Source organism: Polyangiaceae bacterium (assembly GCA_016715885.1).
GTDB lineage: Bacteria > Myxococcota_A > Polyangia > Polyangiales > Polyangiaceae > Polyangium.
Map to the genome: position 1 here is coordinate 53,160 of JADJXL010000021.1, position 14,572 is coordinate 67,731.

Below are 14,572 nucleotides of genomic sequence, written 5' to 3' on the forward strand. Positions count from 1 at the left end.
CGGGCTCGAACAGTGGGACCCACCACGAGCGCCGCGAAATCAAACACGCTCCCGCGGCTCGCCACGAGAGTTCTTAGCCAACATGCACGATCGAGTAGACGATCGGTTTGGGATCCACGCCTTCTGTGAGTTTCGTACGACCCGGAAGGAAATCGAGCTCCACGACGAACGCGTATCCAGCGACGATTCCACCTTGATGCTGCGTCAACTGAGCTGCGGCTTTCGCCGTCCCGCCCGTGGCCAAGAGGTCATCGACGATGACGACCCGTGAGCCTGGCTTGATCGACTGCTCGTGCATCTCGAGCTCGGCCTCGCCGTACTCCAGCGCATAGGCGACGCGGTCCTTTTTCCAGGGCAGTTTGCCCGGTTTGCGCACGGGCACGAAGCTCGCGTTGAGACGCGCAGACAACGCGCCGCCGAAGATGAACCCGCGCGATTCGACGCCCACGACGACGTCGATGTGCTCGCCAATGAACCGCTGCGCCAAGAGGTCGAGCGTGATGTGAAGCGCTCGCGGATCGGCAAGCAGTGGCGTGATGTCTTTGAACAGGATGCCGGGCTTCGGAAAGTCCGGCACGTCGCGCAAACGCGCACGCAAGTACGCGAGCGCATGCTCTCCAGGGAGTTGGTCCGGGTCGAACGTCATGAGCGCGAGGTTAGTCCGAAACCTTGGGCGCGGGAACCGCCGCACACGTTGCTGCGCACAGCTCGTCGTGTTCGGAGGAAACGAGATCGAGCGTGATGGGAGTGACGCTCACGCAACCTTCATCGTAGGCCTCGGTGTCCGATCCCGGCGCATGGTCGTGCCGAACTGCTCCGCCCCCGATCCACAAATATTCGTGCCCGCGTGGATCGTGACGATACACGACATCCTGCGTGTACAACCGCTTGCCGATCTTGGTCGGACGCACGGGCCACGCGTTCCCCGGCGGAATGTTGACGTTGAACAGAGGTGCCGTGCGCGACGGGTTGCGACGGTGGTTCTCGAGCAGCTCGAGCGCAAGGCGTGCGGCAAGCGCTGCGGCACTCGGTCGATCAGCTCCGGCATCTGCCGACACGGCGATCGACGGAATGCCCCGAAGAGCAGCTTCTCGAGCGGCTGCAACGGTGCCCGAATAGAACACGTCGTGGCTGAGGTTCAGGCCGTGGTTCATGCCGGACACGACGAGATCCGGTAGACGCGGAAGAACCCGGTTGCCCGAGTTGAGTGCGACGTACACGCAATCGGCAGGCGTGCCATCGAGCGCAAACACGTCTTGCTCGACATGCCGCAAGCGAAGAACGCGATGCAAGCTGAGCGAGTGGCTCGTCGCGCTCTGATTGACCTCGGGCGCGCACACGATCACGCGCGCGCCGCGCTGAAGCTCGCCTCGCAACAGGCGCAGACCTTCGGCCGCATGGCCATCATCGTTGGAGAGCAAAATGATCGGAACGTCGGGCATCGTCACTTGCCGGCAAGGCGTTTGGGAAATGCAGCGATGAGCTGGAAAAGCGCCGAAATGCGCCCGAAGAAACCCGCTCCGCCGCGAAGGCGCGCCATCGCAAACGCAATCGTTCGCAACGTCGGCGTGTAGGGGTACCACCACAGCTCGCGAGGTGCACGGCTGCGGTCTTCCAGGACAAACTGCGGTCGGGTGAGCTCGGCCAGCGCAAACGGACTGTTCGTGATGCCGTACCCGCTTTCGCCCGTACCCGTCCACGGTGCAGCAGGGACGGCTGCCGTGAACCCATGGTTGTTGATGGTCACGACGCCTGTGTGGAGCATCCGGGCAAGGTCGTGCGCGTGGCCCATGCGCCGCGTCCAGATGCTCGTCGTGAGACCAAAACTCGACGCATTCACACGAGCAATCGCATCGTCGACGTTGTCGACGACCACGATCGGCAAAATGGGACCAAACGTTTCTTCGCGCATGAGCGGCGTGTCTTCACGCTCGAGCTTCACCACGGTGGGAGGGAAGGCGAGAGATCCTTCTTCCGGAACATCGCCTGCAAGCACATCGGCACCGTCCGCTTTGGCCTGCGAGAGATGACGGCGTACGATGTCGCATTGTTTCGCCGTCGTAAGAACGGCCGTGTCGACGCTCGGCTTCAAGCCTTTCGTGAGCTCGACGATGCGCGGGATGAGTTTGTCCGCGATGGATCGCTCGACGTAAACGCGCTCGATGGAAGCGCAGTTCTGCCCGGCATTCGTAAAGGCGCCCCAAACGAGACCGTTGGCCGTTCGTTCGATGGGCGCATCGGCAAGAACGATGGCTGCATCCTTGCCGCCAAGCTCGAGAGAACACGGGATGAGACGCTCGGCACAACGAACGGCGACGCGACGACCCGTCGCCACGCTGCCGGTAAAAACGACGACGTCGGCTTCTTCGATGATCGCCTCACCGACGTCTGCACCACCTTGCACCAAAGCGAGCAAGCCATCCGGCAAGAGGCCTTCGAAGAGAGATGCCACGAGCGCGCCTGCGCGAGGCGTGACTTCGCTGGGCTTGAAAAGCACGGCGTTTCCCGCGAGAAGCGCAGGCACGATGGTGCGCAGCGGAATCGCCACGGGGTAGTTCCAAGGCGTGATCAACCCAATGACGCCGCGCGGAGCCTTGTGAATGCGTCCGAGTTTGCCCGGGTACGCAACCGGATCGAATTCGACCGTCGTGCCTTCGAGCAATTCTTCGATGGAAGCAGTCCAGTACTCGATGAGATCCGCGTTCGGTAAAACCTCGGCCAGCGCCGCTTCTTCGATGGGCTTTCCGCATTCGCGATGAACGAGCTCGGCAATCTCTTCAGCGCGCGACAGGAGCCGCTGCTTGACCTCGGCAATGATCGACGCGCGATCTCGCGCTGCGCGTTCGGCCCATGCGCGTTGGGCCTCGCGAGCCTTGCGCGCAAGATCCGGAACGTCGCTCGGCGACGTCGCCGTGATGGGCTCGAGGTCCGATCCATCGAGTGGACTCGTCGTCGAGAAAACGCGTGGCTCATTTTGCGCATGATCGCTCTGCGCCAATGCATCGGCCTTCGGTTGCTCGTCCGTCGTGTCCGCAGCTTCTTCGGTGCTCATGGCGGGACGGAGCCTATCACTTCGGCGCTTCCGTGCGCGAAGGCGGGAAGGGGACTTGGACGATGGAAAGCACGCTGCCCCGTGCGTGCAGCATGTGCAGGCGACGGGGCAGCGGGCGATGTGGGAGCGATCAGGGGACCGCGATCTCGAACGTCGTGTACTTCCGGCAATCGATCTGTTTCGGCGCACCTGGCGTCAACCAAATGGGCGGCTTGGTCAGATCTTGGTTTGGATCGGCGAGACGAACGAACTTCATGCCGCAGTCGACGGTGAGCTCGGTGTTCGTTTGTCCGACCATCTTTCCGGTCAGGTACACACGCGCGGGCTTGTTGGACGTGATGAAGACGAGGCCCTGATTGTTGTTCAGGGTCGCCGGATCGACGCTCGGTGTGCCCGGTGTTGCAGGCGCCGCGGGAGCAGCCGATGCCGATGCTGCGGGCGCAGCCGAATCTGCAGGCGCTGCCAATGCACTGTCAGCCGGTGCAGTCGAATCTGCGGGCGCTGCAGCCGAGTCCGCTGGAGCCGCCGACGCACTTGCTGCGGGGGCAGCCGTGTCGGTTGTCGGGGGCTGCGCCGTGGCGGGTGCCGTCGGGGCAGCGGTCTGCGTTGCGGTTGGAGGCGTAGTCGTTGGAGGTGCAACGGTTGGCGTCGAAGCAGTACCTCCGATCCAACCTTGTTGCATGGCGACGAACGCGCCAACGGCGAGCAGCAAGATCACGGCTGCGACGATGAGCAGCTTGGGCACGCCCTTCGACGTCGTCGTGGGTTTGATCGGCTCGGGCTCGACGAAAACCGGTTTCTTTTCGGGAGCGGCCTGCTTCTCGACGACCGGCTTCTTTTCGGAAATCGGCGCGGGCTCGGGCTTCTCGATAGGTTTGTCTTCCGAAACGGCAACAGGAGCGGGCTTGGTTTCGGGTTTGGCTTCGGCTTTGGCTTCGGCCTTCGTCGGTTCCGGGACATCGAGCTCGACTTTTTCGACGTCCACCTGCGACGCGACGAGCTCGAGATCGAGCTCGGTCCTCGAAGGGCCCGCCTTCTTGGGGAGCTTGTCGTCCTTGTCGGCAGTCGCAGCTTGCTCGACCTTCTCAGGCTCGGACTTCTTCTCGACCCACGGCAAGTCGAGCTTCGGAGCGTCGACTTTGACCTCGATTTTTTCGGCTGCGGGTTTCGCTTCGGGTAGCCGAATTTCGACCTTGTCGCTGTCGCTCTTGGTGTCGATGCCAAGCGCCTTCTTTGCTTCGTCGAGCTGGTTCTCGGCGAGCTGCGCAAGTTCGGCAGCACGTCTCGATGCAGCACTCGGCTCGTAAAGCTGCGTCGGCTCGGCATCTTCTTCGCCATCGGAATCCGCGATCGCCGAAGGCAAAGACGGCTTCTGGTCGGGCTCGGATTTGGCCGCAATGGGCTTTTTCTCGAGCTCGATGGCCGGCGCATCGGCTTGCGCAGGTTCGCTTGCAGCGGGCAGCGAGATGCCAGCCGCGATCGCGCCTGCTTTGATCTCCGGTGCTTTCACGGCGCCATCGCCGACTCCCGTGAGCGTCTTGCTGATGAGCGGCTCGGCTGGCTTGACCGCGACCGAGACTGCCGGCGGCTTGATGACCGGTGCGGCAACCTTGTTGGTGAGCGGAATGGGCGTATTGGCCGGCGTTGCAGGCTTTGCTGCAGGCGTGACGACGGGCTTGATCGCGGGGGGCGTGACGACGGGTTTGACCGCGGGTGTCGTCAAGGCGGGTTTGACCGCGGGCATGGACGACGTCGAACCAGGCTTGGCAAGAGGCGCTTCCGCGGGCTTTGGTGTCGCGAACGGTATCGGCGTTTTCGTGGCTGCGGGCTTTGGCGTCGCCGCGGCAGCAGGCGCTTTCGGCGCTTCCTTCGCAGGCCCTGGCAACGGCGCTGCAAGCGGGACCGGCGTATCGAACGTTTCGGTGGTGTCGCCCCAGTCATCCGTAGCAACGGCCTTCTTGGCGGCCGCCGTGGTCGGAGCCGGCACGCGCACCGGTGGCGCTGCGATCGGAGCTGCGATGGCCGGTCCAGCAACATCATCCGTGGCGCGACCCACTGCGGCAGCCGTCGGCTGTGCCGCCCCAATCGCCGCTCCACGGCCAGTTCGAGGCTTGGCAGCGTTTGTCCTGACCTTCTCGAGAAGCGCTTCGAGGGCCAGTATTCGTTGTTCGACGTTCACGCCCGGGAGCATACCGGAAGCTGCGTCAAGTGACGAGGATCCGGAGACTTGCGCAAAAAACTTGCGACGTCTGCAACCACGTCTGGGACAGCACGCTCGCGAAGCGCGCATGGGACGCGCGCTTCCCGAGGTTTTGTTCACGTTGGGGGGGCCGAGCCTCGCCGTGCTGCTTGCGCAAAAGCACGGCGAGGCTCGGCCCCCCCAAACCCCCCGAGGGACAAACTGAAGCCGGGTTCAATCGGGTGGTGCGGGGGCTGGACCTTTACATGGGCCGCGTGCTTTCAGAGCGTTTCGAGGTACGCGACGAGGTCGTCGATTTCCGCCGACGTGAGGTGCGAAATGACGCCGTGGTTGTCGCCACCGGTACATGCAGCGTTACCCGTGAAGCGGTCACGCAGCGTGGGAGCGCAGCCGTCGTGCATGTACGGCGCGCGGTCGGCAATGCCCATCAGCGTCGGGACCTGGAACTGTTTGCCCGTGCCGACGTCGGCAAACTGATTGTTCGTCAGTTTGGCGCCGTTGTGGCACGACCCGCAGGCAACCTTTTCGTCGTTGTAGATGGCCTTGCCACGCTCGACGGCCGCCGTGTCGACAGGCGCGGTGTGCGGAAGCTTGGGCACCGAGTCCATCCAGCGGGACACGAGCTTCGCTCGACGCGGATCCTGCTTGGTGCCTCCCATGCGATTGACGAACACCTCGCTCATGATGTGACCGACGTCGCGCATGTCGCCGTCCCAATGCAGCGGCGCCGTATCCGAAATGCCGCCGCGCAAGGTCTGGGTGCGTCGCGGCCCAATCGTTTGGAAGTCCCACGTACGCGCATCATCACCGCCGCCGGGATGGCACGACGCGCAGGCAATCGAGCTCGTCACGAACGTCTCGCCGAATGCGTCTCCTCGGCTGAGCGACGGGCTTTGGTGGAACAAGTCGTGCCCCGTGTCGCGACGGCTCTCGCCCGGAAGTGTGATGATGTCGTCGGTGCCCGGAAGGTAGAGCGCAGCGGGTTCGCGAAGCTGAACGACCGCGATTCCGCTCGACAAAAACGCTGCGGCAACGGGTTGGCCGGGAACGTCTTCCGTTGGCGGAGGCCCGCAGGGATCTTCCATTCCAGCCGGCGTGATGCCCGCAACGCTCGTGCGCACGATCGCGTTCGCACCAGCCGCAACGACGACCATTTGGCCCGTGGAAGAGACCGCAATGTCGACCGGCAGCGCCGTGCCCGGAATCGACGCATTGCCCGTCGCCGGAATGTCGATGGGCGACGCTTCGCCGCCGTCATTGACCTCGGTCACGGTCGTCTGGACGATGCCCTCATCGCAGCCGCCACCGCTGTAGCCGCCAGGCTCCGTGGTGATGACGGGGCCGGCCATGCCGCGCTGATGAATCATGAGCGCGCCGCCATTGGGGCGACCAACCATGCGCCAGGCAACGGCTGGTTGAAAATCGTTCTCCATACCCGTCAAGAAATTCAGCTTGCGGACCGTCGGCGGGGTTTGTCGTTGCCAAACCTTGCCCTCCGGGCCGATGACGAGAACTTCTGCGCTGCGAAGGCGGCTGACCAGGAGTTTGTCGCCCTGAACGACGACATCGCGAAGATCGCGGTCGAGCTTCACCGTGCGCGTGGGAGCCCCGCCGGCTGCCGGCATCGTCACGAGCTCACCGCCTGCACGCGACGTGAATGCGGTCGCCGGCAGCTTCGTAAACGATACCGCGTGGAGCGGCGCACACCTCGCGACGCTCCACGAGTTTGCCCGACGCGACGTCGACGGTGGCAACCGCGCCGCCCGCCATCAAGACCACATGGGCTCGGTCGCTTTCGTCGACGACCACACGACCAGGCTGATCGCCCGCTTCGAGCGCCACTGTCGCCTTCAATGCGGACGCGTGGACATCGACAATCCAGACGACGTCACGATCGGTATCCGCAGCGATCGCCGTGTTGCCGTCACGTGCAATGGCCAACGTGCCACCGTTGATGGGCGGCGGCGCGACGGCCGCGATGAAAATGTCCTCCTGGGGGACGATCGTGTCGGTACCTGAACAGCCGGCGGCAATGGAGCTGCCGGCAAGGGTGACGAGAAGCAATGCAAGCGCGCGTCGAGGATAGGTGGATCGCATGAGGCCTCCGCGGTCGGGCTTGGCAAAAATGAAGCCAAGCATCCATCATTGTCGCTTCTTTGTCTTTCGGCGCCAACTGGCCTTGGGACGCAGAATGTCCGCAACCCCAAAGGCCCGCTCCGAACGTCGTCCGCAGCGTTTCGTTCGCACTTTCGGCCGACCTCTTTGCGGCACGTGGAGCTCTCCTTCGCGGCTGCCCGGACCTGTGCCGCAAAGTGTGCCACTCGCAGCCGCCATGACGGGCGCGTCAGAGTCGATCGGCTGCGGCCACACTCACACCAGCTCGATGCGCTGATCGAGCAAGCCGCCCTGTACGTTCACGATGATCCGCTCCGGCGTGACTTCGATTCGTTCGAGAGCCACCGAGAGCAAAAATTTCGACGCGCTGAACGTTTCGTTCTTGCGAAAACGCAACTCCACCCCGCCATTGACGAGCGCGGCTTGCCCAGAAATGCGCTCCGGAACGACGAGGTTGAAACTCTTCAGCCGGATCGTCATGCGCGGCCCCAAGTTCATGAACGACGAAACACCCGCCTGCTGCTCGAAGGTCAATTCACCACGAGCTTCGAGCTGTTGTAATGCGGAAGGTTTGAGCTTTCCGCCGGCGGCGGCTTCGACGACCTGGGCAAGCGGGAGCCGGCCGCCGTCGCGTATGGCTGGGACGCACGAAGCGATCAAGTTCTCGATCGCTGGCTGCAAGTCGGGGCGTTTGTGCGTCTGAACCGGCATGACGAAATCTCCGCGCTTTCGGCAATGAATGCAGATGCATGGGCTGCGCCGACCTGATGCGTGTCCCACCTGTGCATTTTCGATGCGTCCAGGATGGTTCACGACATGATGCAAACCATGGCGTGGCGTGAATCCTTGCAAGATGTGTATCGAAAGGGCAAACAAACGCGCACGAAGTTTGGAGTTGCGTAATGCATGTCGCATGCACGCCAATGCATTCACATTAAATGGCTTGATATGCCCGGGCAAACCTGCCAAGCCCTGGCGCATGATTCGTACATCGATTCCTTCGCGCTTCGCCGCAATCGTGGGCGTCGCTGCTGGGGTTGCAGCGCTCTCCGTGGGCGAATCGGCATTTGCCGCGACCTATCAGGTTGGTCCGAGTAAACCATTCAAGCAATTGGGCGACGTCGCACCGCAGCTCGCTCCAGGAGACGTCGTCGAAGTCGATGGTGACGCAACGTATTCGAGTGTGTCACTCTCCAAAAATGGATCACCGCAGTCGAAAATTACCATTCGCGGGATCAAGAGAAATGGAAAGCGCCCCGTCATCAAGGGCGGCACCAATACCATCGCCATTCACGGCAGCCATTACGTCCTCGAAGGGCTCGACGTCACCGGCGGCAGCGCGCGGTGTGTCTTCCACCATGCGAACGACGTCACGGTGCGCGATACCGTCGTGCACGATTGCCCTGCGCACGGGATCCTCGGGGCGGACACCGAATCGGGATCGCTCACGCTCGATCGAGTCGAAGTGTATCGATCCGGCGAGGGAACTCGAAAACATCAAATCTATGTCGCGACGGACGAACGAATGTATCCCAATGCTGTCTTTCGCATGCAGCATAGCTACGTGCACGATAGCAATGGTGGAAACAGCGTAAAAAGCCGAGCCGGACGCAACGAGATCTATTACAACTGGATCGAGGGCGGGACCTACCACGAGCTCGAGCTTATCGGCTCGGAAGAATTTCCCACGAATCTCTTGCGCGAAGATTCGGATGTCGTCGGCAACGTCCTGCGGAAAACCAAAGGAGCGTTCGCCGTGCGTTTCGGCGGTGACGGGAGCGGCGAGACCAAAGGCCGTTATCGCTTCGTCAACAATACGGTCATCGCCGATGGCGGAACGAAGTACATATTCCGCTTGTTCGACGGGCTCGAAAGCGTCGAAATGCACAACAACGTGTTTGCCAGCGCTTCGGCGACTCCATTCACGCTCATTCGTGATGTGGAAGCAAAGTGGGCAAAAGGCCATCCCATCGTCACGGGATCGAACAACTGGGTTCCAACCGGCATGAAGACCCCCGCGCAATGGACCAAGACCATTGCGGGCAGTGATCCCGGGTTCGTCAATGCAAGCGCGCTCGACTATTCCCCGGCTTCCGGGAGTGCGCTGCGTAATGCTGGAAATAACTTTCCGTCGAGCTCGAGCGCGGCGCCTTTCCCGAATCCGCTGGCAACTGCATCATTCATTCCGCCGTCGCGAACGATTCAAGCGCCGCAGACGCGGGCAAATGATGGAGCCATCGACATTGGCGCGCTCGAAGTTGGCTCGAGACAGCAATCGAAGCGGGCTTTTTCGCTCGAAGAACAACTCGACGAAGACGAAATGAATTTGGCGGAAATGGAAGCGGCGCTCACCGATGCGTATGCCACGGGTGAACCGATGGCATGTTCGGTGGGCTCGGGACGCTCGAGAAGTCTCGCAGCGCCGACGGCGCTCGTGGGCTTTGCTGTGTTCGCTGCTCTGCGCCGCCGCAAGCGATCGCGACGCTGACTCGCGAGTCAAAATCAGCGATCATCTACCCAGCGTAACGCCGGCAAGCCATCGATGCTCACGGCGTTACGCAGCGCTACGAATTCGCAAAGATGCGCACGACCATCAAGGATTGCGTTTCGGGATCGATTTCAGCCCAAGCGGTGGCGCCTTTTACGTGAATGCTGATGCGGTATGGGTTATCGGCGCGGAGGCGTAAAATCTTGCCCTTGCCGGTTTCCGCTGCCGTATAGATTGCCTTGCAGATGGCTTCTGCGAGCCACGGATTCATGTTCCGGACTTGCGTCGTATTGGCAGGGTGCCACCTGACCGCGAATTTGTTCATGCAATCTGAGGGAGACCAGCGGCCGCGACGAACTCCTCATCGGTCAACCACTTGGTTGTGGTACGCACAATGTTATCGAATTCTGCGTTTTCTTCGTCCGAAATGGGAGCCAAAGGAGCGCTTTCGATGGCCGCGAGGAGGGGATGCACCGTGCTTCGTAGACGGACTCCGCTGTCCGAGCCGGGACTGGCGGCTTCTGGTCCAGGACTGGCAATGTCGGCTGTCAGCGCGTTGCTCTGTGCCATGGGTACATCCTTCGTGCGAGTCAGTTTTCTTGATGGCCATCGTCCTACGTGAGCGACGAATATGCAAGAAGAAAAACCAATTCTTCCTCAGCCTTCGTGCTGTCCACCCATCCCCGCTTGACTAACCACCACTGCGCCCATAAGTGACCGGCCGGTCAATATGCCTTCCCGAGCCCTCCGCATAGCCCTCGCCACCTCGACCCTCTTGCTCGTCGTCCCAGCCGTCGCCGACGAACCCAAGGAGCCGTTGCCCGCAGCTCCACCGGTTGCGGCTCCCACGCCACTGCCGGCGCCCGCTGCCGCACCGGATCGCATTGCCGAAGCGCTCGCACCGCAATCGGGAGGTTTGACCCCCAACGAAGTTGCTCGCATCGCCCTTCGCACCAGGCCTTCGCTCAAAGTGAAGCAAGCCGAGCTCAAAGCTGCGGCGGCGCGCGTCGATCAAGCGCTCTTGAACTTCGTTCCTCGTGTGAGCGGCGCCGCGAGTTACACCCGTTTGTCCGAGGTGCAGAACTCGCTTGGTACACAAACGGTTTTTGGCCTGAACACCGGAGATCCCGCAAATCCGTTCAATCCGAGCATTCCGACGGGGGGGCTCGTGAACGGCGCATGTCCCGCGCCTGCGCCGTCGTCATTCTCGTGTGTGCACGTGTTCGATGCGAGTGGCCGAGACCAAGGCACGCTTGCCGTGACGCAAGTGCCGTTCAATTTCCCGATATTGCTGAACGCGTATTCGTTCACCGCGCAGATCGCCGTTCCCGTTTCGGATTACCTGCTGCGCATTTCGCAGGGCTACGCGGCTGCATCGCGTGCGGAGAGCGCCAAGCGGATCGAGTTGCAAGCGGAGGGGCTACAAGTCGCTGCGGAGGCGAAGATCGCGTTTCTCAATTGGGTACGCGCCAAAGGCGCGGCCGTCGTCGCGGCGGAAGCCGTCACGCAGGCCGAGGCGCATCTCGTGGACGTGCGTCGTATCGTCGACGCAGGCCTCGCATCGAGAGCCGATCTCTTGCGCCTCGAAGCGCAAAAAGCATCCGCCGAGCAGCTTCGCACCGACGCCGGCGCGCTTGCCGATCTTGCCGAACAAAATCTCCGCATTTCGCTCGGTCTTCCCGCGGACAAACCCGTATCGATCGGGATCGACATTCTGCACGAAGCGGTAACGCCGAGCACGGCAACATTGTCGGCGCTCGAAGACGAAGCGCTTGCTCGCCGATTGGAAATCCGAGCGCTCGATGAAACCGAACACTCGCTGAAGTCGCTCGTGTCCATCGCGCGAGCCAACTACTTGCCTCGTCTCGATGCGTTCGCGAACGCGACGTATGCAAATCCGAACCAACGCATTTTTCCGCAGAGGGACGAATTCCGTTTCACGTGGGAAGCGGGCGTGCGTTTGTCCTGGACCGTGAACGATACGCTGTCGGCGCCGGCGATGGTGGCGGAAGCGAAAGCGCGGGTCGAGCAGATCAATGCGCAAAAGCAGCAACTTCTTCAAGGTCTGAGAATGGAAGTGGCCGCGGCGTATGCGGAGCTGAAGCGGGCCGAAGCGAACATCGAAGCGGCCGATCGAGGTCTTGCTGCAGCCGAAGAAACGCTCCGTGTGCAGTCGGAGCTGCTCCGCGCTGGGCGTGCGACGAGCGTGACGATCGTGGATGCCGAGGCGGAAGTGACGCGGGCACGCCTTCGTCGCGTGGATGCACGTGTGGGCATTCTCGTGGCAAAAACGCGGCTCGAGCATGCGACGGGACGTGACATACCCGCATCGTGATTCGTCCCAACGAACGGTTGCCCTCACGCACCGCTCGCGGTAGTGCACAGGCCCGCGCGTCGTTCCACGTCGCATCGAAAGGCCGCTCGACGCGCGTTTTGTCGCCTTTACCATGATCGAGCTCGTGCTCATCTTTGGCATCAGCCTGCTCGGGATCGCGTTCGCGGGATACCTCGCACGCTGGGTGATCGATTGTCCCGTCGGTGAAGGCGAGATGCCTCGCGTTGCGCTGCGCATTCGCCAAGCCGCCGAGCTCTTTTCGCGGCGCATGCGGGGAACCATCTTCGCCGTGTCCGCAGTGCTCGGCGGCGCCATCTTCCTGGCTTACGGTCTGGCACGACAAACAGGCGAGGCGACACCGCTACCGGCGCTCGAGCTCGGTGTGTGGCTCACCGTCTCGTTTGCGCTCGGCGTCGGCTCGTCCATCGTCGCCGGGCATGTGACGTCGTGGATTTCGGCGCGCGCGAACGTGCGCGCTGCGAGCGGCGCACGTAAATCTCTCGATCACGCTCTTCAGATCGCCATTCGTGGTGGGGCCGTTTCGGGCCTCTTCTCCGTGTCCCTCGGGATCTTCGGTCTTGGAGGTCTCTTCGCCGCCGTCTTCGCCGCCAAGGGAGGGTTTTCTCCCGAGCCGGCGGCTGCATTGCGCCTTGCTCCGCAGATCCCCTTCGTCATTTCCGGCTACGCGCTCGGGGCTGCGTTTGCAGCGCTCTTGGCCGAGCTTGCGGGCGGCACGTTCGCCAAAAGTGCCGATGTTGGAGCCGATCTGGCGGGCAAAGAGTGGGGTTTGCCCGAGGACGATGCGACAAACCCTGCAACCATCGCCGACCTGGCAGGTGATTGTGCCGGTGAATCCGCTGGCAAGGCATCGAGCCTGCTTGCATCGACCGTTGCCGAAAACCTTGGCGCGATGATGCTCGCGGCGGCGCTCTTTCGCAGCAACGAAGGCATCACGAGCGCCGTCTCGATCATGCTCTTTCCGCTCGTGACGCGCGCGCTCGGAGTCATGGCGGCCATGTTCGGCGTCATGGTCGTGCGTACCGACGATCGCGAAGATCCAGTGAACGCGATTGCTCGAGGTCTTTACGTCACGGCGCTGCTCTTTGCCGTCGGCACGGCCGGCGCATCGAAGTGGCTCCTTGGCGCACACTGGCTCCTGTTCTTCGGAGCTGCCGTGATCGGCATCGTCGCCGGCTTGCTCTTGCTGTTCGTTTTTCAGTACTACACCGAGTATCGGCACAGGCCCGTGCGTGAGATCGCCGAGGCTGCACGGATTGGGCCATCGCTGGCGCTATTGCGCGGCGTATCGGTTGGATTCGAGGCAGCGCTGGCACCGATCTTCATCGTTTCTGCGGCGGTCGCAGGAGCGCATTTCCTGGGTGCCCGCACGGGTTTGTCCGGGGGCGGCGTGTTCGGAATCGCCGTGGCCATGACGGGCACGCTTGGCACCTCGGCGTATGTGCTTGCTTCTCATGGCTTCGGTTCGATCATCGATAGCGCCAGCGGCATCGTGGAAATGACGATTGCGCGTGAGCGCCCGGATGTTCGAGGACGAACGGTGGTGCTCGATGCCGTGGGCAATACGGCGAAAGCATTGACGAAAGCGCACGCGAGTGTCGCAGCGGTGCTCGCGACGGCGATGCTCGTGTCGGCGTGGATGGATGAGATGCAGCGGCGTGTGTTGCCTGCGCGAACTGCCGATGCGAGCAGCGTCATCTCGTGGGGGCGCCCCGAAGTGTATCTCGGGGCCGTCGTGGGCGTGCTCCTCGTGCTTTGGTTTACGTCTCGATCGGTCAGCGGTGTGTCCCGGGCAGCCCGGCACATGCTCGAAGAGGCCCGGCGGCAGCGAAGCATCGGGCCTGCGAATACCCCGCCGGATCCCGTTGCTTGTGTCGAGCTCGGCAGTCGAGCGGCGCTTGGGCAGGCGATCGTCCCGGCGCTCGTTGGTGCCGTCGTGCCGATCCTTGTCGGACTGGGCTTGCGCTTTGCGGGAACGAAAGATAATCCTCTAGCCGTTGCTGATGCGGTCGCGGCGCTCATCATGGCCGCGACGATCGCCGGCGTCCTTGGCGCGCTTCTCCTTGGAAACGCAGGGGGCGCCTGGGACAATGCGAAAAAGTACATCGTGACGGGGGCCCACGGTGGGCGCTACCTCGTCGACGAAACCGGCGCGCGCATCGACAACCCGACGTACATCGCGGCCGTCATTGGTGACACTGTCGGCGATCCGCTGAAAGACGCTGCAGGGCCCGCAATTCACGTCCTCGTGAAAATGCTTTCTGTCATCACCATCGTTTTTTTGCCGTTCTTCTTGTGAAACCAGCATCGGCCGTGACGAGAGCGCTCGTTGGATCTCGCGCGTCCAGGACAAACCCCATCCGC

Annotated in this window: 10 protein-coding genes and 1 pseudogene; 3 read left to right on the forward strand and 8 right to left on the reverse strand. The window is 62.5% G+C overall.

Going from position 1 to position 14,572, the window contains the following annotated elements; all coding sequences use genetic code 11:
- Positions 1 to 73: 73 nt before the first annotated feature.
- The 6 genes and pseudogenes from IPM54_31255 to IPM54_31280 all read right to left on the reverse strand — a co-directional run bounded on the left by IPM54_31255 (position 74) and on the right by IPM54_31280 (position 8,078).
- Entirely contained in the window at positions 74 to 646 is a 573-nt protein-coding gene (locus IPM54_31255; GenBank protein ID MBK9264268.1) for an adenine phosphoribosyltransferase, read from the reverse strand.
- Between the two features lie 10 nt (positions 647 to 656).
- Positions 657 to 1,442, reverse strand: a complete 786-nt coding sequence (surE, locus tag IPM54_31260) for a 5'/3'-nucleotidase SurE (protein MBK9264269.1) — start codon at positions 1,440 to 1,442, stop codon at positions 657 to 659.
- Between the two features lie 2 nt (positions 1,443 to 1,444).
- Entirely contained in the window at positions 1,445 to 3,052 is a 1,608-nt protein-coding gene (locus tag IPM54_31265) for an aldehyde dehydrogenase family protein (GenBank protein ID MBK9264270.1), read from the reverse strand.
- A 130-nt stretch (positions 3,053 to 3,182) separates the two neighbouring features.
- Positions 3,183 to 5,231 (reverse strand): hypothetical protein, encoded by a 2,049-nt coding sequence (locus IPM54_31270; GenBank protein MBK9264271.1) that lies wholly within the window; start codon positions 5,229 to 5,231, stop codon positions 3,183 to 3,185.
- A gap of 281 nt (positions 5,232 to 5,512) precedes the next feature.
- A pseudogene (locus tag IPM54_31275) lies at positions 5,513 to 7,349 on the reverse strand (c-type cytochrome).
- Between the two features lie 273 nt (positions 7,350 to 7,622).
- Entirely contained in the window at positions 7,623 to 8,078 is a 456-nt protein-coding gene (locus IPM54_31280) for a hypothetical protein (GenBank protein ID MBK9264272.1), read from the reverse strand.
- Positions 8,079 to 8,346: 268 nt separating this feature from the next.
- Here IPM54_31280 and IPM54_31285 point away from each other — a divergent pair, with 268 nt between their 5' ends.
- Positions 8,347 to 9,855, forward strand: coding sequence for a hypothetical protein (locus IPM54_31285; GenBank protein MBK9264273.1), 1,509 nt, complete (start codon positions 8,347 to 8,349; stop codon positions 9,853 to 9,855).
- 76 nt (positions 9,856 to 9,931) lie between these two features.
- Here the strand turns inward: IPM54_31285 and IPM54_31290 are convergent, their stop codons facing one another.
- Positions 9,932 to 10,126 (reverse strand): hypothetical protein, encoded by a 195-nt coding sequence (locus tag IPM54_31290; protein ID MBK9264274.1) that lies wholly within the window; start codon positions 10,124 to 10,126, stop codon positions 9,932 to 9,934.
- A gap of 50 nt (positions 10,127 to 10,176) precedes the next feature.
- A complete protein-coding gene (locus tag IPM54_31295) occupies positions 10,177 to 10,425 on the reverse strand; it encodes a hypothetical protein (GenBank protein ID MBK9264275.1) in 249 nt (82 codons plus the stop codon).
- 160 nt (positions 10,426 to 10,585) lie between these two features.
- Here IPM54_31295 and IPM54_31300 point away from each other — a divergent pair, with 160 nt between their 5' ends.
- The gene (locus tag IPM54_31300) at positions 10,586 to 12,190 is read left to right on the forward strand and encodes a TolC family protein (GenBank protein ID MBK9264276.1); all 1,605 of its coding nucleotides are present in this window, start codon (positions 10,586 to 10,588) and stop codon (positions 12,188 to 12,190) included.
- 112 nt (positions 12,191 to 12,302) lie between these two features.
- The gene (locus tag IPM54_31305) at positions 12,303 to 14,507 is read left to right on the forward strand and encodes a sodium/proton-translocating pyrophosphatase (GenBank protein ID MBK9264277.1); all 2,205 of its coding nucleotides are present in this window, start codon (positions 12,303 to 12,305) and stop codon (positions 14,505 to 14,507) included.
- Positions 14,508 to 14,572 lie beyond the last annotated feature (65 nt).

Excerpts from the sequence above, each read along its gene's own strand:
- IPM54_31255 (MBK9264268.1), bottom strand. The coding sequence starts at position 646 with ATGACGTTCGACCCGGACCAACTCCCTGGAGAGCATGCGCTCGCGTAC.
- surE (MBK9264269.1), bottom strand. The coding sequence starts at position 1,442 with ATGCCCGACGTTCCGATCATTTTGCTCTCCAACGATGATGGCCATGCG.
- IPM54_31265 (MBK9264270.1), bottom strand. The coding sequence starts at position 3,052 with ATGAGCACCGAAGAAGCTGCGGACACGACGGACGAGCAACCGAAGGCC.
- IPM54_31280 (MBK9264272.1), bottom strand. The coding sequence starts at position 8,078 with ATGCCGGTTCAGACGCACAAACGCCCCGACTTGCAGCCAGCGATCGAG.
- IPM54_31285 (MBK9264273.1), top strand. The coding sequence starts at position 8,347 with ATGATTCGTACATCGATTCCTTCGCGCTTCGCCGCAATCGTGGGCGTC.
- IPM54_31290 (MBK9264274.1), bottom strand. The coding sequence starts at position 10,126 with ATGAATCCGTGGCTCGCAGAAGCCATCTGCAAGGCAATCTATACGGCA.
- IPM54_31295 (MBK9264275.1), bottom strand. The coding sequence starts at position 10,425 with ATGGCACAGAGCAACGCGCTGACAGCCGACATTGCCAGTCCTGGACCA.
- IPM54_31300 (MBK9264276.1), top strand. The coding sequence starts at position 10,586 with ATGCCTTCCCGAGCCCTCCGCATAGCCCTCGCCACCTCGACCCTCTTG.
- IPM54_31305 (MBK9264277.1), top strand. The coding sequence starts at position 12,303 with ATGATCGAGCTCGTGCTCATCTTTGGCATCAGCCTGCTCGGGATCGCG.